This is a genomic window from Kribbella sp. WER1 (assembly GCF_054189145.1).
In genome coordinates, this window is sequence record NZ_CM135186.1 from 1,523,742 (window position 1) to 1,549,390 (window position 25,649).

General features: G+C 64.7%; 16 protein-coding genes and 1 pseudogene. 6 read left to right on the forward strand and 11 right to left on the reverse strand.

The features are described from left to right. Window positions 1-66 precede the first annotated feature (66 nt). The 5 genes from ACXJJ3_RS07410 to ACXJJ3_RS07430 all read left to right on the forward strand — a co-directional run bounded on the left by ACXJJ3_RS07410 (window position 67) and on the right by ACXJJ3_RS07430 (window position 6,595). Window positions 67-876: an ATP-binding cassette domain-containing protein gene (locus ACXJJ3_RS07410; protein ID WP_458169220.1), complete on the forward strand. Its 810-nt coding sequence runs from the start codon at window positions 67-69 to the stop codon at window positions 874-876. Then, on the forward strand, window positions 873-2,165 hold the full coding sequence (locus ACXJJ3_RS07415; RefSeq protein WP_458169221.1) for a sugar ABC transporter permease: 1,293 nt from the start codon (window positions 873-875) through the stop codon (window positions 2,163-2,165). Before ACXJJ3_RS07410 ends, ACXJJ3_RS07415 begins: the two co-directional genes overlap by 4 nt. Window positions 2,166-2,443: 278 nt before the next feature. Continuing rightward, window positions 2,444-3,022 (forward strand): hypothetical protein, encoded by a 579-nt coding sequence (locus tag ACXJJ3_RS07420; RefSeq protein ID WP_458169222.1) that lies wholly within the window; start codon window positions 2,444-2,446, stop codon window positions 3,020-3,022. Between the two features lie 1,777 nt (window positions 3,023-4,799). Continuing rightward, entirely contained in the window at window positions 4,800-5,399 is a 600-nt protein-coding gene (locus ACXJJ3_RS07425) for an ATP-binding cassette domain-containing protein (protein ID WP_458169223.1), read from the forward strand. Then, window positions 5,399-6,595, forward strand: a complete 1,197-nt coding sequence (locus tag ACXJJ3_RS07430) for a cytochrome P450 (protein ID WP_458169224.1) — start codon at window positions 5,399-5,401, stop codon at window positions 6,593-6,595. Before ACXJJ3_RS07425 ends, ACXJJ3_RS07430 begins: the two co-directional genes overlap by 1 nt. A 264-nt stretch (window positions 6,596-6,859) precedes the next feature. On the opposite strand, the pseudogene ACXJJ3_RS07435 reads toward ACXJJ3_RS07430, so the two are convergent. From ACXJJ3_RS07435 to ACXJJ3_RS07450, 4 genes and pseudogenes are all read right to left on the reverse strand, one after another. Continuing rightward, a pseudogene (locus ACXJJ3_RS07435) lies at window positions 6,860-7,248 on the reverse strand (ISL3 family transposase); the annotation flags it as partial. Between the two features lie 522 nt (window positions 7,249-7,770). Next, window positions 7,771-10,017: a non-ribosomal peptide synthetase gene (locus tag ACXJJ3_RS07440; RefSeq protein ID WP_458169225.1), complete on the reverse strand. Its 2,247-nt coding sequence runs from the start codon at window positions 10,015-10,017 to the stop codon at window positions 7,771-7,773. Between the two features lie 44 nt (window positions 10,018-10,061). Beyond that, window positions 10,062-13,199: an amino acid adenylation domain-containing protein gene (locus ACXJJ3_RS07445; RefSeq protein ID WP_458169226.1), complete on the reverse strand. Its 3,138-nt coding sequence runs from the start codon at window positions 13,197-13,199 to the stop codon at window positions 10,062-10,064. A 44-nt stretch (window positions 13,200-13,243) separates the two neighbouring features. Continuing rightward, window positions 13,244-13,444, reverse strand: a complete 201-nt coding sequence (locus ACXJJ3_RS07450) for an MbtH family protein (RefSeq protein ID WP_458169227.1) — start codon at window positions 13,442-13,444, stop codon at window positions 13,244-13,246. A gap of 740 nt (window positions 13,445-14,184) precedes the next feature. Here ACXJJ3_RS07450 and ACXJJ3_RS07455 point away from each other — a divergent pair. Then, a complete protein-coding gene (locus tag ACXJJ3_RS07455; RefSeq protein WP_458169228.1) occupies window positions 14,185-14,358 on the forward strand; it encodes a hypothetical protein in 174 nt (57 codons plus the stop codon). A 578-nt stretch (window positions 14,359-14,936) separates the two neighbouring features. Here the strand turns inward: ACXJJ3_RS07455 and ACXJJ3_RS07460 are convergent. From ACXJJ3_RS07460 to gcvT, 7 genes are all read right to left on the reverse strand, one after another. Then, window positions 14,937-16,004, reverse strand: coding sequence for an ABC transporter ATP-binding protein (locus tag ACXJJ3_RS07460; RefSeq protein ID WP_458169229.1), 1,068 nt, complete (start codon window positions 16,002-16,004; stop codon window positions 14,937-14,939). Between the two features lie 20 nt (window positions 16,005-16,024). Next, complete coding sequence (locus tag ACXJJ3_RS07465; RefSeq protein WP_458169230.1) at window positions 16,025-17,149, reverse strand: ABC transporter ATP-binding protein; 1,125 nt, start codon at window positions 17,147-17,149, stop codon at window positions 16,025-16,027. A 32-nt stretch (window positions 17,150-17,181) separates the two neighbouring features. Then, complete coding sequence (locus ACXJJ3_RS07470; protein WP_458169231.1) at window positions 17,182-18,174, reverse strand: ABC transporter permease; 993 nt, start codon at window positions 18,172-18,174, stop codon at window positions 17,182-17,184. A 98-nt stretch (window positions 18,175-18,272) separates the two neighbouring features. After that, a complete protein-coding gene (locus ACXJJ3_RS07475; protein ID WP_458169232.1) occupies window positions 18,273-20,033 on the reverse strand; it encodes an ABC transporter substrate-binding protein in 1,761 nt (586 codons plus the stop codon). A gap of 41 nt (window positions 20,034-20,074) precedes the next feature. Further along, complete coding sequence (locus ACXJJ3_RS07480; protein ID WP_458169233.1) at window positions 20,075-21,082, reverse strand: ABC transporter permease; 1,008 nt, start codon at window positions 21,080-21,082, stop codon at window positions 20,075-20,077. A gap of 396 nt (window positions 21,083-21,478) precedes the next feature. Next, entirely contained in the window at window positions 21,479-24,322 is a 2,844-nt protein-coding gene (locus ACXJJ3_RS07485) for a BTAD domain-containing putative transcriptional regulator (RefSeq protein ID WP_458169234.1), read from the reverse strand. A gap of 117 nt (window positions 24,323-24,439) precedes the next feature. After that, window positions 24,440-25,558, reverse strand: a complete 1,119-nt coding sequence (gene gcvT / locus ACXJJ3_RS07490; RefSeq protein WP_458169235.1) for a glycine cleavage system aminomethyltransferase GcvT — start codon at window positions 25,556-25,558, stop codon at window positions 24,440-24,442. Window positions 25,559-25,649: the final 91 nt, after the last annotated feature.

The following is a 25,649-nucleotide window of genomic DNA, read 5'->3' on the forward strand; positions in this document are numbered from 1 at the left end:
CGGCGGCAGCCCGCCGCCGGATCATGGCCTGACCGCCCCAAGCCCCAAGCCCAGGAGGCTGATCGTGTGACTGTCACCCCGGCTCCCCCCGGCGTCGGTACCGTGCTGACCCTGCAGGGGATCTCCAAGCGCTTCGGTGCCGTCCAGGCGCTGAAGAACATCGAGCTCGACGTCCGGGCCGGCGAAGTACTCGCACTGGTCGGCGACAACGGCGCCGGCAAGTCCACGCTGGTGAAGACCATCGCCGGCGTGTACACCGCCGACGACGGCACGATGGTCTTCGACGGCCGCCCGGTCCGGGTCGGCAGCCCGGCCGAGGCGCAGCAGCTCGGGATCGCCACCGTGTTCCAGGACCTCGCGCTCTGCGACAACCTCGACGTGGTCGCGAACCTGTACCTCGGCCGCGAACTGCGGACGGCCGGCGCCCTCGACGAGGTCGAGATGGAACGCCAGTCCTGGGAACTGCTCCGGCAACTGTCCGCGAAGATCCCGTCGGTGCGGATCCCGGTCGCCAGCCTGTCCGGCGGCCAGCGGCAGACCGTCGCGATCGCCCGCAGCCTGCTCGGCCGGCCGAAGGTCGTGATGCTCGACGAGCCGACCGCCGCACTCGGTGTCGCGCAAACCGCCGAGGTACTGAACCTGGTCGAACGGCTCCGCGAGCGCGGCCTCGCGGTGATCCTGATCAGCCACAACATGGCCGACGTGATGGCGGTCGCCGACCGGGTCGCGGTACTGCGGCTCGGCCGGAACAACGGCGTCTTCGTGGTCAGCGAGACCCGGACGCAGGACATCATCGCCGCGATCACCGGCGCCGAGGACAACGCGGTCTCCGAGCGCGCGCTGCGCCGGAACCGGGAGGAGGGCCCCACCAGATGAGCATCCAGGGATCGGGCACCCGCCCTCAGGACACCGCCGCACCCGAACCGGACGCGGCTGCTGAGCTGCCCGCCGATCTGCAGGACGAACGGCTGATCGCGAGCCACGGGATCAGCGGTGCGTTCGGTGCGTTCACCGCACGGCTGCGGTCCGGCGACCTCGGATCGGTTCCGGTGGTGATCGGGCTGATCATCATCTGGGCCGTCTTCCAGATCGCGAACAGCTCGTTCCTGTCCAGCCGGAACCTCGTCAACCTGACGCTGCAGACCACCTCGGTCGGCGTGATCGCGCTCGGCATCGTGCTGGTCCTGCTGCTCGGCGAGATCGACCTGTCGGTCGGTTCGGTCAGCGGCTTCGCGGCGGCGGTCGTCGGCGTCACGTTCGTCAACAAAGGCTGGCCGCTGGTCGTGTCGCTGCTGATCGGCATCGCGATCGGTGTGGCGGTCGGGTTGTTCTACGGCCTGCTCTACACCCGGTTCGGCGTACCGAGCTTCGTCATCACGCTCGCCGGACTGCTCGGGTTCCTCGGGCTGCAACTGCTTGTCCTGGGCAAGGACGGCACGATCAACCTGCCGTACGACTCGGCGCTGGTCGGGTTCGCGACCCGCAGCTTCCTCTCCCCCGCCGTCGCCTACGCGCTGGTCGCCGTGGTCGTCGCGGTCTACACGCTCACCCGGTTGCAGGGCCGGAAGGCTCGTCTCGCGGCCGGGCTGTCCGCGGCGCCGACGTCGTTCGTCGCCGTCCAGGCCGTCGGTCTCGCGATCGTGCTCCTGGTCCCGGTCGCGATCCTGAACGGCGACCGCGGCGTCTCCTCGATGTTCCTGCTGTTCCTGGCGCTCGTGGTGATCGCCGACTTCGCCGTACGACGGACACGCTGGGGCCGCTCGGTGTTCGCCGTCGGCGGCAACGTCGAGGCCGCGCGCCGGGCCGGTATCGACGTACGGGCGATCTACCTGTCGGTGTTCGCCGCCTGCTCCACGTTCGCGGCACTCGGCGGGATCCTGGCCGCGGCCCGGCTGGTCGCGGTCGGGCAGGCCAGCGGCGGTACGGACACCAACCTGAACGCGATCGCCGCCGCCGTGATCGGCGGTACCAGCCTGTTCGGCGGCCGCGGTTCGGCGTACTCCGCACTGCTCGGCGCGCTGGTGATCATGTCGATCTCGAACGGCCTCGCGCTGCTCAGCCTCGACTCGAGCGTCCGGTACGTCGTCACCGCCGGTGTCCTGTTGATCGCGGTCACGATCGACTCGCTGAGCCGCCGCAGCCGGCAGGCCCACGGCCGCGCCTGAGCCGAGAATCCTCTCAGGTTCGCGGCCGCCACGACCCCGGCCGCGGTTACCGTCCTGGATGGGATAGGGCGTGTCGCCTAATCCCACGTCGTAGCGAGGAGGTGCTCGGTGCGGTAGCTCGCCGCGCGGGGGCGAAGGGGTCGATGCGGAGCATCGTTCCCTTTGCGCCCGTGCGGCGAGGTGCCGTGCCGAGTGCCCCGCAGTAGGCGTGGGATTAGGCGACACGCCCTAGTTGCCTGAAGCATCTAATTCGACCAGGATCGAAAGGTTTGACAACGATGAAGTGGAAGATTCCGGGAACCCGTCGTACCCGGGCACTCGGCGCGGGTGCCGTCGTGACCACGGCCGCGCTGGTCGCGGGCGGCGTGGCGGTCGCGAACAGCGCCGGTGCGTCCACCACGGCGCAGTCGGCGGCCACGGCGACGTCGTACCGGACGCAGCTGATCGAGATGCGCACCGCCGGTGCGAAGGGGTACTTCTACACCGCGAACCAGGCCGAGTACCTGCGCGCGCAGAAGCTCGGGTTCAAGTTCACCGGACAGGTCCCCGGGTACGTCGCGAACACCGCGGTGCGCGGTACCGTCCCGGTGTACCGGCTGCGGATGAAGTCGGGGTCGTCGTACCTGCTGTCGATCTCGACCGCCGAGCGGAACAAGCTCGCGTCGTCGGGTCAGTGGGTGTACGAGGGCGTCGTCGGGCGGATCCCGCTGGCTGCCGCCGCGGACCGGACCAAGGTCTACCGGGTCTCGAAGAACGGCATCGGCTGGCGCGTCCTGCGCACCGCGCAGGCGGCCGCGTACGTGAAGGCCGGCTGGCACATGGACGGCTTCATGGGCTACGTCTGGACGCACAAGTAAGCACGACACGAGAAAGCCCTCCTCGCCGCACGCTTCGGCTCTAGGGAGCGTCGCAACGCCTCTGTTCGACGAGTGAGATGATGCTAGAGATTCCCAGGATCGTGGGTAGCTCAGGGTCGCAGGCAGGTGACTCGTGAGCGAGCTGAATACTCGCGGCTCGTGGGCCAGAGGTATGGCAGCGGCGCAGCATAGAAATCTCGCGGCTGATGGGTGTGTCTCAGCGCACAGGTCGTGACTAGCGCAAACCGACGTCCCAGGTGTCGCGTGAAGAGGTCTCAGCCGTCGGCACGCAAGGTGCTGTGAACCGAAACCGCTTCATGGCCCCGACGGTTCTTGGCCGAGGACGAGCGGATAGTGACAGCCGATCGGCGTAAGGCGAAGGTGTCGGTGCGGGCGATCGCTGCCGAGTTGGGGCGGTCGCCATCACGGTCAGCCGCGAGTCGCGTCGTAACGCGCATCCGGGCAGTGGGGACCACCCACGGCCCGGATGCGCGGCGATCTCGGTCTTCAGTGCGTTGCACCCGTCGGGTGAGGGTCTCGATGTCGGAGAGCAGACTCGCGGACGCCACCCGAAGGCGGCAACCACCCCAAGAGCCAAACACCGAGTGCTCAGGATCCAACCACCGCGCGAGTGCAGCATCGCCCTGACACTGAGACAACCTACCAATCGATCTACAGGGCCTTTGCCTTCAAGGGCGTGGCGAATTGCGCCCTGAGCTCGTTCGCGCGTAGTGCATGGGCCACACCTACCGCACCGGCGTCGTGACGAGCGCCCGCCCAGGTCTACCACTCGGCTGATCATGATCAGTGACCGGCCGGCCGAGGCCGACGGCCGCTCTGTTCCCGGGCACTGCCTGCCACGGCGCTGCTGGCTGGATTGGCTGACTGCGGGGCGGTCCGGTTCGCGCAGGAACGTGGCCCGCTGACGTTCCACATGAGAGGGGTCCTGCGCGAGAGGCGAGAGGATTGCCGACGGGACTCTTCGATTGGCCGGCAGCGAATTGGTCCGCGAGTCTCGCCGATCTGCGGCACCGCTTCAATCACAGACAGTGCGCTGGATTGCCCACAAGCAGACGTGAACCTCACGATCTCCATACAGCCGGAGCCAGCAGTACATCGCGTTTCTCCGGGTAGATCTTCTGCCCCCAGACTCATAAAGCACACCACTCGCTCATCATCCGAACTCGGGCGCGACACAGACGGTTGTGGCTTCCCATGACCAGCGAGCCTGCCGAGCAGTTCGACCTGCGGTGGGAGTCATTCCGGAGTTCGCATCTACATGGTGCCCCGCCCATCCGATGAAGCTCTGCAGACCTCACGATCTGCAAGCCCGGCCGAGACGCCACTCCACGGAGTCCACGACGCTGGCTCATCGGACGAGGTGTCGACGCGTAGGACTTAGCCGTGCTAGCTGGAGAACAGGGAGGCTGAATCCGAGTTGACAAGCGCGGCTGCTGCCCCGCCGCACCGCCGATGCGTCGTGCCCGGCTCTAGCTACTGTCGTTCCGCGAACCCATGTCGATCTGGCCGATCACTCGCGGAAGGGGCTTTGACAGGGCGAGGCCGTCAACCTATCGTTCCCGCATGGATGCGTGCCTACGCCGCAGCAACTCATCGAGCTGGTGCACCGCGAGGCAAATGGAGGCGTTCTTCGTGAGGTCTCGCGCGCAGCCACCAGCAGTCGCGGACGAAGGTCAGCCAGATCCTCGGCTTTTCCAAACAAGCAGCTCACAAGCGTTACGCAAACTCGGCTTCATCCTCGCCGTCATGTTCACGCTTGGCTGGCTGGTCGTCGGGGTCAGGAATGACGACGATCTCGTTCCTAGTGCCAAGACCCTATGAGGCGACGTTGAGGTCAGTTAGAATCGACGGCATCGACGTACACAACAATTCGCACGCAGCCCTTGCCGAGACGATCCTCCTCGTCGCCCTAGGCACACATTTCTTCCATGAATCAATCAAGGGAAATTGGCTCTGTGCGAAGCCTGACGCAACCGAAGCCGAAATCGTCAAAGCAAATAGAGCAGCACAGATTCATGACTTGATTCCCACGCTCCCGGACGGCTATGAGACCGCCGTCGGAGAGCACGGATATCGCTTGCCTGGCGGCGAAAAGCAACGTCAGGTTTTGGCTCGTGTCCTTCTTCAGGATCCAAGGATCGTTTATCCCCGACGAAGCTGCTGCGCACGTCTGTCGACAATCCAGAACGCCGATCAGATCGTAGTTCTCGATCGCGACTGCGTGGTTGGCGGCAGCAGGCACGCCGACCTCGTCGCCGCCAACCCCAACCCATGGCAAGCTGCGCCGCGCGACAGGCTGAGGAATACTTCAATAGGCAAGGGCTATCTCCAACTTTACACACTAGGAGCGACGTGATGACCGCCAATATGCACGCGATCGACCTAGCAGACACCTACCTTTACCAGCATGGGGAGCCGTCAGATGTTTGGCGTATGCTTCGCAACAGTGATCCGGTGCATTGGAACGAAAGGCCTGGAAGTCAGGGGTTCTGGTCGGTCATGACATATGCCGACAGTCTGGCAGTCCTGCAGAATCATCAGACCTACACCTCGGAAAAGGGAATGCGCATCGACGCGCATCCACGAGCTGTTGAGTCTGCGTCTGGCCGTATGCTGATCGTCACCGATCCGCCAAGGCATACGCAGTTGCGTGACGTCCTCGGATCGGCATTCAAGCGCAGCACCCTCAACAGGCTAGAGGTCAACATCAGACGTTCCGCCCGCGACCTCATATTCCGGGCACTCGAAATAGAGGACTGCGATTTCGTACGGGACATTGCTGGGCCATTCCCGCCGACCGTCATATGCGACATTCTCGGAGTTCCGCAAGCAGACTGGGGGCATCTCGGGGAACTGACCGCGACCGCGTTCGGGAACTCCGGCTCATCTGAGCGGGAACGGGCTGCAGCCCACTCGGAGATCATGCTCTACTACACCGACCTCGCTGCCCATAAGCGGCGTCACGGCGGCGACGATCTCGTGACAGCGCTCGTCAACGCTCGAATAGATGGTACGGCCCTCACCGACGCCGAAATTATCTTGAACTGCGATGGGCTACTCTCCGGTGGCAACGAGACCACGCGGCACGCATCGACTGGAGGAGTTCTCGCACTACACCAGTGCCCCGAACAGTGGCAACTCCTTCAGAAGTCGCCGGCAGCGTTGCCCAGAGCAGTCGAGGAGATCCTTCGATGGACGAGCCCAGCGCTGCACATTTTACGCGTCGCTACGACAGACACCGAGCTTCATGGAAAGTCAATCGCAGCCGGAGATATGGTAGTCGTTTGGCCTCCCTCAGCCAATCGGGATGAGTCAGTCTTCGCGAATCCCGAAAGCTTTGACGTATCCCGTACTCCCAACCGACACCTAGCATTCGGAGCCGGCGTGCATACCTGCATAGGGTCATTGCTCGGTCGCCTGGAGCTCCGCATATTGTTCGAGGAGTTGATCGCCGCTGTTCGGAGCATCGAGGTTACCCGGCCACCGAAGAGGCTCGCCTCAAATCTTTTCTGGGGGTTCGCCGAGCTGCCGGTGACACTTCATCCACACTGAGCCCGTCGCTGCCAAAGTGTCATTCCTTCTTGCGCATCGATAATGAGCAGGGAGCCCACAGCGACGCCTTTCGAATAAGACCGCAAATCGACAGAGCGGCGGTCCTGAGGCGAACATGCCCACATCATTTAGCCGCAGGCCGTCGCTTGATATGGTTGTTGGTCCATCGAGGTCCAGCACACCGACAATGGCGGTGATGATTGCCGGCGTGGTTGTCGTCGTATGTTGGCGACATTTCGCCGCTCACCGCAGATATCGGGCTCTTCACAGATGAGGGTGTAGTTGGGGTCTGAAGCCGCCGGTTTCGAGTCGGGATCTGGCGATGTAGTTGGTGAGGATGACGGTTGCGCGTTTGGTGAGGGTTCGTCCGAGGGCGATGACCTCGACCAGTGCTACCCGGGACGGCGTGGCCAGCCAAGGCGATCAGCGTCTTCATCAGTTCGCGGCCGCGGCTGCGGCTGCGCTCGGGTTCACGGTAGGCGGTGATCATGCGTTGGTAGATGCCCCAGGTGGCTTCGACTTCGACGTTTTCGTCAGCCTGTATGCGGGGTGCGTCGGCGTTGTGGAGCGGGTCGTGCCTGCCACCGCGGAGGCCGTGGAGTTCCTGCTGGACTTTGTCGGAGGCACTGGTCGAGTGCGTCACCGGCCAGGCGGCTGCCAGCTACGCCGACCGGCCAGTGGGCCCTCGCTGCGTGCGCAGCGCGACGCCGAGCTGACCGGCAAGATCGCCGCGACTCACGACGATTACCGACACACCTGCGGGTCGCCGCGTGTGCGCGTGCACCACGAACTCCAAAGGCCAAGGCGAGCGAGCGGTCCTCGAGTAGGCGGGTCGCGCGGCCGATGCGAGCCGCCGGCCCGTACGGACGGACCCCCAGGCAATGGAAGACGACAACCACCGCTGACCCGGCGCCGGACACCGCCCGGACCTGATCGGCCGGGGCTTCGCCATCGATCCCGGCCAGGCGGCCGCAGTGGGCACCCGCTTGTGCGGCGACTTTACCTACGTCCACACCCTGGGATGGCCGGCTCTTCCAGCCCACCGTGATCGATCTGGCCTCGTGCTACATCCAGGGCTGGTACAGCACCTACCGACGCCACTCCACCCTCGGGTACGCAGCCTCGCCACCTACGAATCAACCCACGCAACCACCAACAGGTTGCGTGAACCAACCTCATACCAAGCCTGTCCGTCGAACCGGGGCAATCCCGATGGTCTCTGGACCAACGTCGGCCGAATCCACCACACCGAGCGCGCCAACATCCTCACTCGCCGCGACAACCCGCAGACACGCCCCCGAGCACAACGCCACAAACAAGTCCGGAACCGAAGCATCGAAAGCTAAGGAAGGGAACTGGATCACGCTTTCACCAGGAACGACGCCGAAATCGGAAATGTGCTGAACAGCGAAGTCCGCCAGACCGCGATGCTGGACCATCACTCCCATCAGCTGGCCGGTTGAACCGGGCGTATAGATCACATATGCCAAGTTCTCCGGGCCTGACCGTCGGCCAAGGGTCACGGTCTGTTCGTCGGCCTCTTCCCCGACCGGGTCGGCGGCGGGGTCGTCGAGTAGGACGGTCATCGCATGGTGATCGGGCAGTGCGTCGACCAGGCCGGCTCGTGTCAGCACCACAGGGACCGCGGTGTCGGCCAGCATGAACTCCAACCGCGCAGCCGGATACTGCGGATCCAGCGGAACATAAGCCCCGTCGGCCTTCAGCACCGCCAGAACACCAACCACCATCTCGACCGAACGCTCCACACACAACCCAACCAGAACCTCCGGACCCACCCCACACTCCACCAACCGCCGAGCCACCCGATTCGCACGCGCATTCAACTCCGCATACGTCAACCGATCCCCACCACACACCACAGCCACCGCCTCCGGCGACCGCACCACCTGAGCCTCAAACAACCCACAAACAGTCACCTCAGGAACAACACCACCAGTGTCGTTCCACTCCACCAACACCCGACGCCGCTCATCCCGGGTCAGCGACGCGTGCTCCGACACCGGCAAATCCGGCGCCTCCACAACCGCCTCCAGTAACCTCAAATAATGATCAGCAAACCGCTCAACCGTATCCCGATCAAACAACTCGCTGCTATAAACAAGCTGCCCAACCACCCCACCATCCACTTCGAGCAGATGAAACTCAAGATCGAATTTCGACTGCCTGACCTCATCGTCACCGAACGGCTGGACCGCCAGATCCCCCAGCTGCACATCCCCGCGTGGCGTATTCAAGATCTGGAATACTACCTGCACCAGCGGATTCCGGCTCAGATCCCGCGCCGGATCCAGCTTCTCCACCAAGTACTCAAACGGCAAATCCTGATGCCCATAAGCACCCAGACAAACCTCCCGTACCCGACCAACCAACTCCCGGAAGGTCGGATCACCAGAAACATCCGTCCGCAATACCAAAGTATTCACAAAGAAGCCGATCAGCTTCTCCAACTCCGGGCGAGTCCGATTAGCGATCGGCGAACCAACGACAACATCCTCCCTCCCAGAATAGCGCGAAAGCAGCAACTGGAAGGCAGCGAGCATCGTCATGAACAACGTGGAATTCTCCTCCCGGCCAACCCCCACCAACCGCTCATACACCCCCTGCGGCACACGAACCGGGACACTCCCTCCCTCATACCTCAACATCGCCGGCCGAGGCCTATCAACAGGCAACTCCAGAGCAGGCGGCATCCCCACCAAACAATCACGCCAATAAGCCAGCTGAGACTCCAGCACCTCACCTTCCAACCAGCCCCGCTGCCACACTGAAAAATCAGCATACTGGACAGGCAACGGAACCAAGGGAGATCCACCACCCTGACTGAACGCCCCATACAACGCCGACAACTCACGCCAGAAAACTCCCAGCGACCAGCCATCAGACGCAATATGATGCATCGTCACCAGCAAGACATGATCATCAAGCCCCAGCCGCAGCAAACGCGCACGCAGTAACACTCCCAACGACAAATCAAACGCAACGCCGGCCTCCTCAGCAGCAACCCGCCGAGCAGCCTCCTCAACATCATCCTCCCCCGACAAATCCGACACACCCAGCTCAAACCCACCAAAAGGAACCACCACCTGACACGGCTCCCCGCCCTGCATCTCAATCCGCGTCCTCAAAACCTCATGCCTCTCCACCACCTCCCCCAACGCTTTCTCCAACGCCACAACATCCAACCCACCCGTCAACCGGCACCCAACCGGCACATTATAAAACGAATTCAACGGTACCAACTGGTACAAAAACCACAGCCGTTGCTGCGCAAAAGACAAAGGCAAAATCCCGCCACGGTCAACCCGCACCAAACCGTCGTGCGTTTCCTGCATGAGCAGGGCATCGAATTTCTCACGCTGCCCCGGACTTAGCGCCTCAATCTGTTCCCATGGATCAGTCACGCGCCTACCTCCAACTCACGGACGCTGAAATATTGGATCGATGCCTAGTCCAGACGTTCGGCGGCTTCCAGCATCTTGAGAATCTTCGTGGCGCGCACCGCCTGTTCCGCGTCCACAACAGCGGCCAAGCTGGCGATGGTCGTATTGTCGAACAAGGCTTGCACTTGCAAGTTGATTTTGAATGTTGCCCGGACCCTCGCGATCACCTGCGTCGCCAGCAGGGAATGCCCCCCCAAATCAAAGAAGTCGTCCTCCACACCAACACGGTCGACCCCCAAAACATCCTGCCAAATCCCACACACCTTCTCCTCCACCGGACCACGAGGAGCAACAAAACCAACCTCCAGCACCGGACGCTCACCATCCGGCACCGGCAACCCGCGCCGATCCACCTTCCCATTCGACGTCAACGGCAAAGAATCCATCACCACAAACACCGACGGAACCATGTAGTCCGGCAGCAACTCTCGCAAACCACCACGCAATACCTGCGGCAGACGACGATCACGGTCTTGTCTCCACCTCGCCTCAACAGGCGAGTTCGCCAGCACCCGATCGCCTGGCATCCGGCCGGTCGTTGTCTGATCGGTCGTTGTGAGCCATCGCCAGGATTCGCCGGCATGGGGCGCGAGTTCGGTCCGGCGACGGCTGGCGACCATGTCCACGGCGCCCGCCACCGACTGCGACCAGCACAACGTGATGTCGTACGGGACCTCGTTGCCGATCGACCACAGGTCCTCCGGGTCAACGCCCTCGGCCTGGATCCCCCGCAGATCCTGCAACGACACGGTTCCTTCTTCCGCAGCAGTATCACGGATCGCCGACCACATCTTCAGCGCCGAGCTCACCCGGGCATTCGGAATATTCCGCACCGCCAAAACATCTGGCCGGTCCGAGACCAACTCCGCAACTACCCGATCAACCGCCAAACCGTCGCCATCCCAATCCCGCCAGACACCTGGAACAACCACATCCGCAGCGTCACCAACAGAAATCAAGACGTCATAACGGAAACAAGACATCTCGTTCGCCGCACGCCCCCGTCGCGGCATCACCTGAACATGCCCAACTCCCGCCATCTCACCGACCGAAGCAGAAAAGAATTCAGGATCCAGCACTAGCTCACTCTCATCGGCAACTTCCCGACGAATCTGCCGTAAAAGATCCGTGACACCAGTCTCAGAGCCGGCCCTCGCCACGGCCACGGACGCTTGGAAGGACTCCAGCAAATCAAGCCCACGAACATCACCCACGAACACCACACCACCAGGACGCGTCACCCGAACCGCGCCGGACAACACTCGCAACAAATAGTCAGCATCGGGAAAATGTGAAACGACAGAATTCAGCACGACGGTGTCAAAATACCCAGCCTCGAACCCGGAGAAATCAACAGCCTCCCGATGCAGAACCCGCACACCTTCAAGCCCCGCCTCCTCCACACTGCCGGCAAGCCTGGCCACAGTCGACGCAGAAAAGTCAGTGCCAACATATTCAGCACACCCCTCCACCAACCGCCACAAAATCAGGCCAGTACCACAACCAATGTCGAGCACCCGGCCTGAACCACCTCCCCGAACACGATCAACAGACGCAGAAACCCACTCCGCCATCTCCTCGGCAGAAATAGCCTCACCCGTATAACTGCTGTCCCAACCCGCCACATGAAACCGCGGATCCTCCGGAACAACAGAATCCGGATGCAAATTTTCAAAAACCTCACGCCACTCCCCCACATACTGGCCCGCCACATCCCCCACCGGCGGTTCGGCACCGGAACCATCCGGAACCACATAACCCACCAGCCGCGGATCCCCCGGCACATCCTCCCGAACCACCACCACAGACTCACCAACACCAGGCAAACCCGAAAGAGCAGACTCCACCTCTCCCAACTCCACCCGGAACCCACGAACCTTCACCTGATCATCCACACGCCCCAAGAACTCCAGATTCCCATTTCCTCGCCACCGCACCACATCGCCCGTCCGATACAACCGCCCACCACCGCCACCAAACGGATCCGGAACAAACCGCTCCGCCGTCAAACCAGCACGCCCCACATACCCCCGCGCAACACCGACACCACCGACAAACAACTCACCCCGAACGCCCACCGGAACAGGGCGAAACCACTCATCCAAAACATAAACGCGCGTATTACCAATCGGACCACCAATCGGAACACCGACGGCATGAGCGCCACCCCAGCCCGACGCATCGAACATCGTCGCGCAGACCGTCACTTCTGTAGGCCCATACGCGTTGATGAATTTTGCGTCAGGGCCGACTTCTCGGACCCTCTCCAGCAAATCCGGCGTACACGCCTCGCCGGCCGACACGATCAGGCGTGGCGGATGAGGCATCGACTCAGCGAACACCCGGCGCAACACACTCGGCGGCGCAGTGATGATCTCCGGACCAGCGTCCGCCGAACCCACCACACCGACCGCAGCGACATCCTCACTCGCCGCGACAACCCGGAGGCACGCTCCCGAGCACAACGCTACAAAGAGGTCCCAAACGGACGCGTCGAAACCAAGTGGGGAGAATTGGATGAAATGGTCATCTGGTCCTGTACCCAGCCGCTCAACGACGTAGTTGGCGAGGTTGGTGAGGCCCTGATGCTGGATCATGACGCCTTTGGGCTGGCCGGTCGAGCCCGACGTGTAGATCACATATGCCAGATTGTCCGGCGCCGACGTCCAACCAAGATTGCCGGCCTCAACATTTGTCAGACCCGGATCCTCCAGCAGGACCGTGACCGCAGAATGCGTAGGCAAAACATCCACAAGCGCCTCCTGCGTCAGCACCACAGGGACCGCGGTGTCGGCCAGCATGAACTCCAACCGCGCAGCCGGATACTGCGGATCCAGCGGAACATAAGCCCCGCCGGCCTTCAGCACCGCCAGAACACCAACCACCATCTCGACCGAACGCTCCACACACAACCCAACCAGAACCTCCGGACCCACCCCACACTCCACCAACCGCCGAGCCACCCGATTCGCACGCGCATTCAACTCCGCATACGTCAACCGATCCCCACCACACACCACAGCCACCGCCTCCGGCGACCGCACCACCTGAGCCTCAAACAACCCACAAACAGTCACCTCAGGAACAACACCACCAGTGTCGTTCCACTCCACCAACACCCGACGCCGCTCATCCCGGGTCATATTCACAGCTACCACTCCCTATATTCGTCGGGCTGTTCAGTCCACTAGCCGGCTTGGTCGCGCTTCTGGTCGCTCGCTGTTCTGGGAGTGAGATCCGTCCACACCTTCTCGATATGTTGCAGGCATTCTTCTTTTGATCCCTTGAACCCTGCGCTTTCCCAGCCGTCCGGCATCGGGCGGGAGTCGAACCACGTCGAATATTGGTTGCGGTGGTTGCGAACCACGATGAACGTTGCGCTCTCCACTTGGTCTCCTCCATCTGCTTACGCTTCTGAACATGGCAATAGCTCACTACCGATGGCAGTGAGCTATGGCCGACGCTTCTTCAACAAATGTCGAGGCGAGCTTTCTCCCGGAGGCCCGACTCAGTAGACCTGCGAGTCTCACACCGACATGGACTGACACTTGGACACTGACATCTCGGCCTCACCCCCAGTGGCGCACATCCCCGACGCGGCAGCTCAGAACCCTAACAATGTCTCCATGTGCACACAACGATGTTGCAACTACCTGCAGCGCTGTTTGCGTGTCACCGCTCCCGCCAGCTCCATCTGCTATTGTCCACGAGCCGAAGGCAGATGACTGGCCTTGCGTTCGCGGCCGACGGCCTATCCCGCGCTGAAGCCGTGTGTCGCCGGTCTACGCCCATAGATTCTGGCGCGGCGCATGGTCGTCGTGTCTGCGCGGGCCACGGTGTCCGGTTTGGCGTGGTTGGCGCTGAGCGAGTCCACGTCGCTCTTCGAGACCGATGCCAGTGATGGGGCTCCGGGAGCCGAGGGTTCTGCATGCGACGCGGTCGGGAGTCGCAGATCGCGCTGGGTTTGTTGACCGACAGTTCACGGTTTTACGTGGCGGTGGTGTGGATACGGGGCTAATCTCCGAGCCTGATCCGAACGCAACCGAGGATGCGGTGCCGTCGTCATCCTCGGCACCAAGATCCCCGAGCTGCCAGAAGGGCGCCAAAGGAACCGCAGCGAGGACATCGATGATGGAGCAGGTGTTCGCGCAACTCTGGCCGGCTTCCCAAGCACAGAACGCCAAAGGCCGTCCGAACAAGGTCATCCATTACACCGCAGATCCGGCTAGGCGTACGTTGCGCGAGATTGATGAGCAGGTCGCCAAGCCGAGAGCGGTCGCATGGCAGTTGACAGTCAAGTGAAGCAGGTTCATGAAGCTCACCTGCACGACGAAATCGGTCAATCGCGACCTTGGTTCGAAGGTCCGCGACCTGGGCGACTGACGTGCAAGGTCTCCAACATCACCGACCCCACGCCCGAATTCACGGTAGGCGCCACCAGCAACCAGAGGGATAGAGATGTGGTTCCGGATGCCCAAGCATGATCCGCTGCGGCAACCATGACGAGGTTCGTCGAGGACCGCACCGGCTGGTCGATCGACAAGTTCGTCCAGTCCGCCGCCGCTGCCGCATGGTCAAATTCGCGTCGGCCAACAGTTGCTCGTTGCCGAAGCCCCACGCCCGACCCGATCTACGCGACGCCCTCGCCAAGACCGTCTGACAGAAAAGGGCACCTAGATTGATGAGGCTCGGGTCCAGTTCACGCGGGAACGGGACCTGCGGAAGAACACGGCGATCAGCACCCAGCGCGCTTCGCTCGATCCGGCAGTAGGAGGAGCTTCGCTCGTGGGTGGGGTCGGGTTCACTCGCCAAGTGCGAGTAGTGCTCGTGGCATTTGGGTATCCGAGGAGCGCCGATGCGCGCTCCTTCTCCCCCTTACGTCAGGCGGTGGCGGCGGTCAGGTCGACCTTCGGCTCCGCGAAGTGGCAGGCGGCCGTGTGCCCCTCGGAGGACTGCGGCTTGATCTCCAGCAGCGGCTCCTGGGTGGCGCAGATGTCCTCCGCCTTCCAGCAGCGGGTCCGGAACCGGCAGCCGCTCGGCGGGTCGATCGGCGAGGGTACGTCGCCGACCAGCCGGATGCGCTCCTTCGGCGGAACGCCGCGGATCGTGCCGAGGTCCGGGGCCGCGGACAGCAGCGCCTGCGTGTACGGGTGCTGCGGCGCGTTGTAGATCTGGTCCCGGCTGCCCTGCTCGACGATCTTGCCGAGGTACATCACCGCGACCTCGTCACAGAAGTGCCGGACCACGCCGAGGTCGTGCGCGATGAACACGAACGCGATGCCGAGGTCCTTGCGCAGGTCCTCGAGCAGGTTCATCACCTGGGCCTGGATCGACACGTCCAGCGCGGACACCGGCTCGTCGGCGATGATCACCTCGGGCTCCACGGCGAGCGCCCGGGCGATCCCGATCCGCTGCCGCTGGCCGCCGGAGAACTCGTTCGGGTACCGGTTGTGGTGCTCCGGGTTCAGGCCGACCCGCTCCAGCAGTTCCTGGACCCGGTCGAGCTCCTTGTTCTTCGGCACCAGGTTGTGCACCCGCAGCGGCGTACTGATGATGTTGCTGACCGTCTGCCGCGGGTTCAGCGAGCTGTACGGGTCCTGGAAGACGATCTGCAGCTGCCGGCGGAACGGGCGCAGGTCCCGCTCCTTCAGCTGCGCGATGTCGGTGCCCTTGAAGACGATCTCGCCGGCCGTCGGGGTCAGCAGCCGGGTGATCATCCGGCCGGTGGTCGACTTGCCACAGCCGGACTCGCCGACCAGGCCGAGGCTGGCGCCCGCCTTCAGGTCGAACGTGACGCCGTCGACGGCCTGCACGACCTTCTTGGTCCGGCCGAGGCCGGCGGCCTCCTTGATCGGGAAGTGCATCTTCAGGTCGCGGACCTGCAGCAGGGTCTCGCCCTTGGCGGCCGGCTTCTCCAGCGCGTCGACGGGACGGGTTTCGTCGCTCATCTGTCTCCTCAGTCCCCTCGTCAGCCCAGTCGCGGCGCGACCTCGGTCTCGTACACCGAGACCTTGTCGTGCAGGTGACAACGGGACGTGTGCGCACCGGCGCCGTCGACCGGCAGCAGTTCCGGCAGTTCCGACGTACAGAGCTCGCCCTTGACCCGGTCCTTGTACGGGCAGCGCGGGTTGAACGAGCAGCCGTCCGGCAGGTTCAGCAGGCTCGGCGGCAGCCCCTTGATCGGGCGCAGCCGCTCGTTGGCCGCCGACACTGTCGGGATCGACTCGAGCAGGCCCCACGTGTACGGCATCCGCGGGTTCGCCAGTACGTCCTCGGCGGTGCCGTACTCGACACAGCGCCCGGCGTACATCACCAGCACGTCGTCGGCCATCTCGGCGACCACACCCAGGTCGTGGGTGATCAGCACGATCGCGGAGCCGAACTCCTTCTGCAGGTTGTTCAGCAGGTCCAGGATCTGCGCCTGCACCGTGACGTCGAGCGCGGTGGTCGGCTCGTCGGCGATCACCAGCTTCGGGTCGTTGATCAGGCTCATCGCGATCATCGCCCGCTGCCGCATACCACCGGAGAACTCGTGCGGGTACTGCGCGAACCGGCGCGGCGGGTTCGGGATGCCGACCAGGTCGAGCATCTCCAGCGCCCGCTTCTTCGCGACGTCCTTGGAGACCTTGTGGTGCACCCGGTACGCCTCGACCAGCTGGTTGCCGATCGTGTACAGCGGGTGCAGCGACGACTGCGGGTCCTGGAACACCATCGACACCGCGTCGCCACGGATCTTCATCAGGTCGTTCTCGCTCAGCCCGATGATCTCGTCGCCACCGACCCGGATCGACCCGGTGATCCGGGTCCGCTTCCGGTCGTGCAACCCCATCACGGCCATACTCGACACCGACTTGCCCGACCCGGACTCACCGACGATCGCCAGCGTCCGCCCGAGTGGCACCGAGTAGCTCAACCCGTTCACCGCACTGACCAGCCCGTCAGCAGTCGGGAACCGCACCGCCAGGTCCTCGACCACCAGGTACGGCGTCTCACCACTGGGGTTGATCGACCCCTGCCGACGCTCCCGGGTAGCAACCGACGGAGCATGCTTGGTGGCCGAAGCCTCCGCCGGCGCGCCTTCGCTCTCGGGCATGGAGTCCTTCCGGTCTTCTGGGGCGGGTGACGTCATGAGAGCCTCACCCGCGGGTCGATCAGGCTGTAACCGATGTCCACCAGGAAGTTCATCACGACGATGATCACCGAGGCGACCAGCACGGTGCCCATGATCACGGGCAGGTCGTAGTTGTTCAAGCTGTCCAGCACCAACTGCCCGAGCCCGGGGAGGTCGAAGATCCGCTCGGTGAAGATCGCGCCGCCGAGGCTGCCGGCGATGTCCAGGCCGAAGATCGTCACGACCGGGATCAACCCGGACCGCAGGGCGTGCTTGTAGGTGACCACCCGGTCCGACAGGCCCTTGGCCCGCGCCGTCCGGATGAAGTCCTCGCTCAGTGTCTCGACCATGGATCCACGGGAGTATCTGGCGTAGGACGTGCAGTTGTAGATGCCGAGCACCAGCCAGGGTGTCAGCAACCCGGCTATCCATTTCCCTGGACTCTCGGTCGGCGGTGTCCAGGAACCGCGGGGCAGGATCGGGTACTGGATGGTCAGGTAGAGCGCGACCATCAGCGCCACGATGTAGTACGGCACCGAACTGATCACCAGCGTGCTGGTCATCAGGCCCCGGTCACCGAGCGTGCCTCTTCGTTTCGCGGCCATCGACCCGACGAAGACGCCGATCGTCAGGACCAGGACCGCGTACCCCAGAACCAGGGAGACGGTGACCGGGAACCTGGACGAGATCATCTCGGTCACGGGCCGGTTGTTCTTGAACGAGAACCCCAGGCAGGGGACGTCGCAGTGCTGCTTCACACCGGAGGTGGTGAAGTCCCGCCCGGCGAAGATGCCGCCGGCGTACTCCGCGAACTGCTGGACCTTGGGTTGGTCCAGGTGCAGGTTCGCCTTGATCTCGTTGTAGCGCTGCGTCGTGCAGTTGCGGTCACCGCAGATCGCACCGGCCGGGTCCGTCGGCGCGATGAAGAACAGCGCGAAGGTCGCGATGAGTGTCGCCAGCACGACGCTGAGCGCGCTGACCAGGCGACGCGCCACGAAGTAGAGCACGGAACTGTCTCCTCACCGATCGGAGTGGTGCCCGGAGGTGATCCGGGCACCACTCCACCGATTCACGGGTGATTACTACTGTTGCCGGGCGAACCCGATCAGGACTGCTTCAGGAACATCGACGTGAACTCGGGCAGACCCTGTGTCGGGTCGTTGATCGCGTGCCCGATGTTCTTGCCGACCGGCGAGTTCGTGCCGGTGTAGTAGAGCGGCAGGACCGGGAGGTAGTTCTCCAGGATGTCCTTGTCGATCTTCGACCATTCCTTCAGCTGCTCTTCCGGCGACTTCGCGGCGACCTCGTCGATCTTCGCGTCCAGCGCCTTGTCCGAGAGCTGACCGACGCTGTTGCCCAGGCCGATCGCGTCGGACTTGAACAGCACCGGGAACCAGCTGGTACCGGACGGCCAGTCGGAGCACCAGCCGGCCGGCGTCTTGCCGATGTTGACCGGAGCGTCCTGCTTGCCGACGAACGTCCGCAGCTTGGCCTTCGGGACACCGATCGCGTGCACCTTGAAGCCGGCCTTCTCGTACGTCTGCTGACGCAGCTGGCTGACCTGCGAACCGATCTTGTCGTCGATCGCGAAGTACCAGGAGAGCTCGAAGTTCGACTTGCCCAGCTTGGCCAGCTCGCTCTTGATCTCCGCCGCGACCGCCGGGTCCTCGGCACCCTTGCCGGTACCGGTCAGGCCCGGGAGCTCGTACTTCTGGAAGCCCGGAACAGCCGGCGGCAGGATCGTCGAAGCAGGCGGGCTGTCGTTCGGGTTCAGACCGGCGACCTTACGCCACGAGTCGTACGGGTAGGCCTTGGCGATGAGCTTGCGGACCTCCATCGGGATCTTCCGCGTGTCCATCGTGTACATCTGCGTGCACGGGCCCATGCCCTTGACCAGCTGCGACTGGTCCTTGACCTCGGGCAGCAGCGAGACGTCCAGGTTGCTGTAGTTCAGCGCGTTGGCGTCCGGCCCGGCGCTCGCCAGAACCTGGCGCTGCACCTTGATGGTGTCCTGGGCGAACTTGAAGTCCCAGCCGTCCACGTACTGGTGCCGCACCGGGTCGGTAGCCGGGTCCCAGTTCGGGTTCTTCGTCAGCTGCAGCTCGTTGCCCGGGTTGTAGGACGAGAGCTGGTACGGGCCGGTGGACATCGGCTTCTGCTCGTAGTTCTTCTGCGTGTCCTTCGCCTGCGGGATCGGCGTGAACATCGGGAACGCAGCGTAGTACGGCAGGTCGTCGAACTTGTGCGCCAGCTTGATGACCAGCGTGTGGTCGTCCGGCGTCTCGACGCCGCGGTAGTTCGCACCGTTCGGGCCGTACGGGCCCTTGTACTTGTCACCGTCCAGGAAGAACTGCATCTGGTAGGTGGGTCCGGAGTCGTACAGGTCGTGCGCGAAGGACCGCTTGATCGCGTACGCGAAGTCGGCCGCCTTGACCGGCGTGCCGTCCTGGTACTTGATGCCCTGCTTCAGCTTGAAGGTCCAGGTCAAGCCGTCGGCAGACTTGGTCCCGAGGTCCTCGGCAAGGTCCGGCACCAGAACCGGCTTGTGATCCGGGCCGTCCAGGCGGTACTGGGTCAGCGTCCGGAAGTACAGCTTCGTGATCTGGTTACCGTCGGTGTAGTAGACGTCCGTCGGGTCGAACGTGTCCGGCGTGACATCGGAGAGCACCGTGATGGTGCCGCCCTTCTTCGCGCCGTCGACCTCCGCGGCCGGGCCCTTCGCAGTGGGGTCAGTCGCCTTGACCTGGGCACCGCCCAGGTTGCCCTCCCCACCACTGTTGTTGCCGTTCTTCGAGGACGGGCTGCCACAGGCTGCGGCGGCGACCAACACCGTCGCCGCGACTGCGGTGATCCGTTTCCACTGCATAGTCGGGTTTCTCCTTTTCTGCCGCAGGGGCAATCGCCGAACTACCGGCGAGTCTTGGGGTCGAAGGCGTCCCGGATCGCGTCTCCGAGCAGGGCCAGCGCGAGCACCAGAGCGGTGATCCCGACCACTGGCAGCCAGAGGTAGACCGGGTCTGCCTTGAAATAGTTCGTGGCGACCGCGATGGTCTGGCCCCACGAAGGAATCGGCTCGACCAGGCCGACACCGAGGAAGGACAGTCCGGCCTCCGCGGTCACGTAGGCCGGCAGCGCCAGGGACGCCGAGATGACGATCGGGGCCACCAGGTTGGGCAGCAGTTCCTTGAACAGCACCTGGTAGGTCGGGACACCGATCGCCTTGGCGGCAAGCACGAACTCACGCTCGCGCAGCGACAGCACTTCACCACGGATGATCCGGGCCAGGCCCGCCCACCCGAAGAAGGACAGTACGAAGATCAGTACCTGGAACCGGATGGATGCCTGCGCGTCCGGGGTCAGGTTGAACGAACCGCCCCGCATCGACTCGACGATCGGCACCAGCGCGATCGCGAACAGCAGGTACGGCAGGCTCAGCACGAAGTCGATGAACCAGGAGATGACCCGGTCCACCCAGCCGCCGAGGAAGCCGGCCAGCAGACCCATCACGACACCGACCGCGGTGCCGACCACGGTGGCCAGAAAGGCGATGATCAGCGACGGGCGGGCGCCGTACACCCAGCGGGCGAAGTTGTCCCGGCCGGTCTTCGGCTCGACACCGAACCAGTGCTGACCGTTGACACCGATGGTCGGGAAGCCGTACTCGTCGACCAGGTCGGTGTTGAAGGTGCTGTAGTCCTGGCCCTCGAGCTTCGCCAGCAGGGGCGCCAGGATGGCGATCAGGATGAAGAAGAGCACGATCGACGCGCAGATCACCGCGACCCGGTCCTTGCGAAGCCGGTCGAACGCGATCCGGCTGGGGGACTTGCCGTGCGGAGTGGCGCCGGTCCGGATCGGCTCCGCCGATGCCGGGTGTTCTTCGACTCCTACGCTCGAGTCGGGCGACCCAATACTCATTCGCACTCCGTCAGTTCAGTCGGCCGGATTTCGGTCCGTTGATCCGGCACCCGTCGATGGATGGCGTGCCGAGCCTTCGCTTTCCGGTGGGTTGGCGTCAAATCCCCTTGACAGGGCGCTTCCCCCACAACCGCGCGCTAGCCTGCCTGACACTGTGACACCAAACCAGCGGTGCCCGGCACCAGTGCACAAATCGTTACCGGAACGGATACTGGAACGGAACATTTGCTCCAAAATCTCACTCTGAGCAGTCGATTCTTCGCAATTCGCATCGGCACAGCACCGACAGTGGCCAAATAGTGCCAGGTTTTCACGCAATGTAACGAAAAGACACAGACTGACACCTAGCACCACCACGTGTCGGATCTCACCCGCAGAGGCCTCGCCGGGCCCAAATCAGTCGTCGAGTCCGAGCACCCGACGATGGCCCGCCAGCTCGTGTCTCGCGACTCCGGTGGCCGGAAGGTTGCCGACGGCCCGGTCCAGCACCTGCCGCGCGTCCTCGGGCCGGCCTGCGGCCACGTGCAGCCGCGCCCAGCCGGCGGCGTTGGCAGCCTCCCCGGTGCTGTCCGGCCTGCGCTCGAGGATCTCTGCCGCGTGCCGCAACAGCGCCTCAGCGCCGGGCAGGTCGCCGAGCACCACCAGCAACTGCGCCTGCGTGTTGGCCACGTGGGCGATTCCGAGCTCGTCGCCGATCCGGTCGACGATCTCGCTCGCCTCGGTCAGGACGGCGGTCAGCTCAGGTAGATGGTCGGCGCCCAGATCCGTACCGGCCAGCAGTGTCTCGGCCAGCAGCACCAGGCGAATCGCGTGCAGCCTGGTTCCGGGAGGACTCAGCTCGACCGCAGCGCGACGAGTCGCCCGGCCCTCGTCGAGGCGACCGAGCATGGCGCACCCACCACCGATCTGGTCCAGGGCCCGGGCCCTGGACGACTCGGCCTGCGCATCGGAGTCGGCGATCGCGAGCATCTCCCGGCCGACGCGCAGCATCTTGTCGAAGTCCCCGAACTGGGCAGCCAGCCAGCCCTGCTGGCTGAGGATCGCCATCCTCAGCGTCACGTTTCCGGAGCGTTCGGCCATGTCCGCGGCCCGCTCGTTGATCGCTCGCAGCCCGGCCGGTGGCGTGCCCGCCTGAGCGAGGGCGCCGAAGAGGCAACGGCCGAGCTCTGCCTCGAGATCCGGCTGACCGGCCGAGGACACTGCGTCCAGGGCCGTCTCCAGGACGGCACGGCGTACGTCGCGGTCGTCGCGGACCGCGAGGTATCCGGCGAGGCGCAGCGCGAGCATCCCGCCGAGCCGCGGCCACTTCCGGACCGCCCGCTCGACCGCCGCGCGCACCACCGGCGCCTCCAGATCCAGCCAGTCGGCTCCGGCAACGGCCTGCGCCTCGGTCGCCGGGAGCGCGAACGAACCGCCACGGTCGAGCTCCAGCACCACGATGGCATGGTCGATCTGCTCGTCGGCGATCGTCAGCAGCCTGAGGACGGACTCCAGGTAGCGCTGTTCGACGATGTCGTCCGGTGCGAGTGCGTACCGCTCAACGGCGTACGCGCGCACCATCCCGTGCAGGCCGTAGCGTGGAGGGTTCACCCGGCGCTGCTGTACCAGCCCGAGGACGACGAGGTTGTCGAACACGGCGAGCGCCGTCTCCTCGTCCAGGCCCAGCAGCGGCGCAGCGACCCACGCTGCGAACTCGTCCGCACCGACGAGGGCGATCCGCGCGAACAGGTCCCGAGCGAGTGAGTCGGCCACCCGCAGCGTCAGGTCGAGACTGGCCCGGACGGCGCGGTCACCGGCGACCAGGTAGTCGAGTCGCAACGCCTCGTCGGCGAGCGTCTTGACGACGAGCGCGACGTCCTCGCGGATCACCGCCAGACGTGCCCCGACGATGCGCAGGGCCAGCGGCAGACCGGCACAGTGCGGGACGAGCTCGCGGACGGTGTCCGGGCCGAGGCCGGACAACCGCCCGAGGAGCTGGGCACTCGTATCGTCCGGCAGCGGTTCGAGCTCGCGGTGGACAGCGTCCTCGAGGCCGAGCAGAGGGCGCCGCGAGGTGGTGATCACCGCGCAGCCGGCGCTCGCGGGCAGCAGTGGCCTCAGCTGTCCGGCGTCGACGGCGTCGTCGAACACCAACAACACAGCCTTGTCGGCCAGCTGGCTCCGGAGCAGGGCAGAGCGGCTCTCCGGTTCGTCGGGAATACCGTCACTGTCCAACCCGAGAGAGCGCAGCAACCTGCCCAAGACGACTGCACTCGACACACGGGTTCCGCCGACGTCTTGCAGTCGGACGAACAGCTGGCCGTCCGGGTACTGGTCCGCGAGCTGATGCCCGAGCCGGACCGCCGCCGCAGATTTCCCCGTGCCTGCGGCTCCGTACAGACAGACGACCGCCGGCACCCCCTTGGCGCCGGAACCCCGCAGCACCTCGGCAGTCTCGGCCAGGACGTCGTCACGCCCGATCAACAGCCGGACGTCCGCCGGCAGCTCCCGGGGGACGTTGGCGTCGCCAGGCTGATCCAGCTGCGGGTCCTGACGGAGAATCGCCACCTGGAGATCCCGTACCTCGACGCCGGGCGCGACGCCGAGCTCTTCGTCGAGATGGCGGACGAGCTCGGTATAGACAGTCAGGGCATCCGCCTGCCGTCCGGAGCGGTACAGGGCGAGCATGTGGGCGATGGCGAGCCTCTCCCGTGCTGGCTGCATCCCGGCCAGCCGCGCCAGGTCAGGCAGGAGCTCCTGGTGGTGGCCCAGATCGAGCTCAGTTGTCAGACGGAGCTCCTCCGCTGCCCACCGCGACTCCTCCAGTCCAGCGCACAGCCGGCGCCGTACGCCTTCAGTGGTGACGTCCGCGAGGGCTGGACCGCGCCACAACGCCAGCGCCTCGGTGAGTGTCCGGCTCCGGCGCTCCAGATTCTCGTCGTGTCTCGCCTGCTCCACCAGCGTCTTGAACCGCTCGGCGTCGACCTGCTCCGGCGGGACCTGGATCGCGTATCCCTCGGCCCCACTCGGTACTTCGACGTCCAGCACCGCGCGCAGCCGGGATACGTAGACCTGCAACGCCCGGCGGGCATTCGCAGGCGGCGCGTCCGGCCACAGCAGGTCGATCAGACGCTCAGCAGCGACCGGCCGGCCCGGCTCCAGAAGAAGTACTGCCAAGAGGAACCGCTCCTGGCGGCGGCGCAATGGGACTTGTTCGCCGTCGGACCAGATCTGCACCGGACCGAGCAGGCGAAACTCCATGCTCGGGATCCTATGTGCAGATGGTAAGCGCCCGGTAACAGCCCCAGGCGACGCTGCTGCCCTCACCCCTCGATGAAAGGACAGCAGATGACTCGCGCCTGGGACTGGGGCTGATCGCTACCGCACGTGCACGGTGACGAAGGGGGGCTTGACCACGTCGAAGGTCTCCTGGCGTCCACGGACGTCGACGGTGACCTGGTCGCCCTCCTTGATCGCCGCGTCGAGCAAAGCCAGCGCCACGCCCTTCTTGAGCGTCGGTGAGAACGTGCCGGACGTCACTTCGCCGATCACCGTGCCGGACTGGTCCGAGACGGTCATGTGCGGCCGCGGAATGCCGCGGCCGGTGGCGCGGAGGCCGCGGAGGAGGCGGGCCGGGCCTTGTTCCTTCTCGGCGCGGAGGGCGGTGTCGCCCCAGAAGTGGGGCTTCTTCCAGCCGACGGCCCAGCCGGAGCGGGCCTGGACGGGGGTGATCTCCGGGGAGATGTCCTGGCCGTGCAGCGGGTAGCCCATCTCGGTGCGGAGGGTGTCACGGGCGCCGAGGCCGGCGGGGACGATGCCGTACTGCTCGCCGGCCTTCAGCAGGGCGTCGAAGACGGCGACCGCGGCGGCGTTGGGTACGACGAGTTCGTAGCCGCGCTCACCGGTGTAGCCGGTGCGGCAGACGACGACCGGCGTACCGCTGAAGTCCGCGGTGTCGAAGGCCATGTAGTTCAAAGGCTGCACAGCGTCGTGACCGGTGGGCAGGCCGATCGCGGCGACCACGGCGTCGCTGTTCGCGCCCTGGACGGCGAGGATCGCGTAGTCGTCGTGGACGTTCACGACCTCGACGCCGTCGGGGGCGTCGGCCTGCAGCAGCCGGACGACCTCGGCGGTGTTGGCCGCGTTCGGGATCAGGAACACGTCGTCGTCGGCGTGCAGGTACGCGATCAGGTCGTCGACCACTCCCCCGCGCTCGTTGCAGCACAGCGTGTACTGCGCCTGGCCCGGCGCGATCTTGCCGAGGTCGTTGGTCAGGCACGCGTTCACGTACGCCGCCGCGCCCGGGCCCTTGACCGTGGCCTTGCCGAGGTGGCTGACGTCGAAGACACCGACCGACGTACGCACCGCGGTGTGCTCGGCGACGACGCCGCTGTACTCCAGGGGCATCTCCCAGCCGCCGAACTCGGCGAACTTCGCGCCGAGGGCCAGATGGCGCTCGTGCAACGGGGACTTCTTCAAATCGGTCGACTCGGTCATGGAGCGCAAACTACCTGACGCGTAGCATGCGGTGGCAGCTTGCACGTACCGTCACGACCGGCCATCTGAGTGCCTGGTCAAGGAGGACTGA

Excerpts from the sequence above, each read along its gene's own strand:
- ACXJJ3_RS07415 (WP_458169221.1), top strand. The coding sequence starts at position 873 with ATGAGCATCCAGGGATCGGGCACCCGCCCTCAGGACACCGCCGCACCC.
- ACXJJ3_RS07420 (WP_458169222.1), top strand. The coding sequence starts at position 2,444 with ATGAAGTGGAAGATTCCGGGAACCCGTCGTACCCGGGCACTCGGCGCG.
- ACXJJ3_RS07430 (WP_458169224.1), top strand. The coding sequence starts at position 5,399 with ATGACCGCCAATATGCACGCGATCGACCTAGCAGACACCTACCTTTAC.
- ACXJJ3_RS07445 (WP_458169226.1), bottom strand. The coding sequence starts at position 13,199 with ATGACCCGGGATGAGCGGCGTCGGGTGTTGGTGGAGTGGAACGACACT.
- ACXJJ3_RS07455 (WP_458169228.1), top strand. The coding sequence starts at position 14,185 with ATGATGGAGCAGGTGTTCGCGCAACTCTGGCCGGCTTCCCAAGCACAG.
- ACXJJ3_RS07460 (WP_458169229.1), bottom strand. The coding sequence starts at position 16,004 with ATGAGCGACGAAACCCGTCCCGTCGACGCGCTGGAGAAGCCGGCCGCC.
- ACXJJ3_RS07465 (WP_458169230.1), bottom strand. The coding sequence starts at position 17,149 with ATGCCCGAGAGCGAAGGCGCGCCGGCGGAGGCTTCGGCCACCAAGCAT.
- ACXJJ3_RS07475 (WP_458169232.1), bottom strand. The coding sequence starts at position 20,033 with ATGCAGTGGAAACGGATCACCGCAGTCGCGGCGACGGTGTTGGTCGCC.
- ACXJJ3_RS07480 (WP_458169233.1), bottom strand. The coding sequence starts at position 21,082 with ATGAGTATTGGGTCGCCCGACTCGAGCGTAGGAGTCGAAGAACACCCG.
- ACXJJ3_RS07485 (WP_458169234.1), bottom strand. The coding sequence starts at position 24,322 with ATGGAGTTTCGCCTGCTCGGTCCGGTGCAGATCTGGTCCGACGGCGAA.
- gcvT (WP_458169235.1), bottom strand. The coding sequence starts at position 25,558 with ATGACCGAGTCGACCGATTTGAAGAAGTCCCCGTTGCACGAGCGCCAT.